Here is a 1,819-nt window from a genome sequence, read left to right on the forward strand (position 1 = left end):
ATGGTTCTTTGCAACTTTATAGAAAGAGAGGACTGGTACGTGTAAGGGAGCTATAAATCTAAAACACGTTATAGTTCTCCTCTTTTTCTATCTAAAGTTATTTAATACAAACTAAAGAAACACGTTGGCATTAATATTGAATGAAACAAGATTCTATTAACATAACACAAATAATTAAAGAAACCACATTAAAGCAATACAGTAATGATTTTGCAGTCTGTTGGATTAAAAATAAGGTGGAAGGTATTGAAATAGACAATGTTTTATATAAAAATGTTTCGAATTCAATTTTCTTCCTCGACCCTAAATATCAATGGAGGATATTCAAAAAAAACAGTTCTACTTCTTCTGGTTATATTTTGTATTTGACTCGTGAGGTTTTAAACAATCCTATTATAAGTAATCTTCATATTAATAAAGTACGGATTTTCAATTCTGGCGAAATTCCATTATTTAAATTAAGTCCTGGTATTGAAAAAAGAACACAGGCAATTTTGGAAATGATTGATGAGCTTCTAGGTTCTCATCTTAACCATAAAGATGATGCTATACTATCTCTTTTAAACACATTTTTTGTATACTGTGATGGACAGTGCAACATTAAATCTATAGTTTCAAACAACAACTCCAAAACCAACATAGTCTATAAATTCAAAAAACTTGTTGACAAACAAGTGTTAAAAAATCATGAAGTAATTTACTATGCCAAACTTCTTAACGTATCGCCAAAATACTTGAATGAATGTGTACAAGAAGTATTGAATGTGAGTTCAAAAAGTATCATTATTGAACAATTACTTATGAGGTCCAGGCATGCATTAAAATTTTCGAACAAATCTATAAAGGAGATAAGTTTCGAATTAGGATTTTCTTCTCCTGATTATTTCAGTTACTTTTTTAAAACCCATACAGGAATTTCACCTTCAGCCCTCAGAAAGAATTAACTGTTCCTAAATTCTAAGTATTTACCGTATTTTTCACATTGTAGGAACATAATTTCCAATGTATTTTGCAATAAAACTTAAACATGGAAAGAAAAAAATTTATAACAACTTCAGGAATTGGTTTAGGAATTGCTTTAATTCCCGGAATACTCCGAGGCCAAAATTTGCAAGCCAATAAGTTTCACAACAAAAATATTCAACCAAAAATCATTAAAGATTCAGAAGGTGATGTTTTGAATGTAATTGGTGATCTACAAACTCATAAACTGATTGGTAGTGACACGGGAAACCAAATAGTTGAATGGGTGGACAATGTTGAACCAGGAGTTGGAATTCCGCCACACATTCACACCAAAGAAGATGAAATATTTAGAGTAATCAAAGGGCAAATTGAAATAATGGTAGATGGAAAAACAACTATTTTAAATGAAGGAGATGTAGCTTTTGCTCCAAAAGAAATACCACATTCATGGAAAGTTGTTGGAACAGAAAAAGCTAAAATGATTACTTCTGCTTTCCCTGCTGGAATAGAACACATGTTTCAAGAATTGGCAAAACTTCCAGCTGGTCCTCCAAATTTTGAAAAAGTATCTGAAATTTGCGCAAAACATGGCATTAATTTTGTCTGAATACTAATGCCAACAACGTATAAAATCAATAACGGTTTGGGTTAAAACTCAAACCGTTTTTAGGTTTAATTCAGTATATTACTATCCGAAAACAATAGCAAATTAAGCCGCTACTGCTTTTATACGTATTCCAAGATCAAATCCTAATAATTTCTCATTAAATTTTAAGCTGCATATTGATTTAGGACAACATATGGAGTCCCTCTTTTTACAACTGAAAACACCCTCGCTAATAATTTGTTCCTC

2 protein-coding genes are annotated in these 1,819 nt (G+C 31.1%); both read left to right on the plus strand.

The annotated features are described in order from the left end of the window. Nucleotides 1-140: 140 nt before the first annotated feature. Nucleotides 141-944: a helix-turn-helix domain-containing protein gene (locus J1D01_RS17310; RefSeq protein WP_421151759.1), complete on the plus strand. Its 804-nt coding sequence runs from the start codon at nt 141-143 to the stop codon at nt 942-944. 83 nt (nt 945-1,027) lie between these two features. After that, nucleotides 1,028-1,573, plus strand: a complete 546-nt coding sequence (locus tag J1D01_RS17315) for a cupin domain-containing protein (protein ID WP_421151760.1) — start codon at nt 1,028-1,030, stop codon at nt 1,571-1,573. The last annotated feature ends 246 nt before the right edge of the window (nt 1,574-1,819 follow it).

Source organism: Seonamhaeicola sp. NFXS20 (assembly GCF_049132085.1).
GTDB lineage: Bacteria > Bacteroidota > Bacteroidia > Flavobacteriales > Flavobacteriaceae > Seonamhaeicola.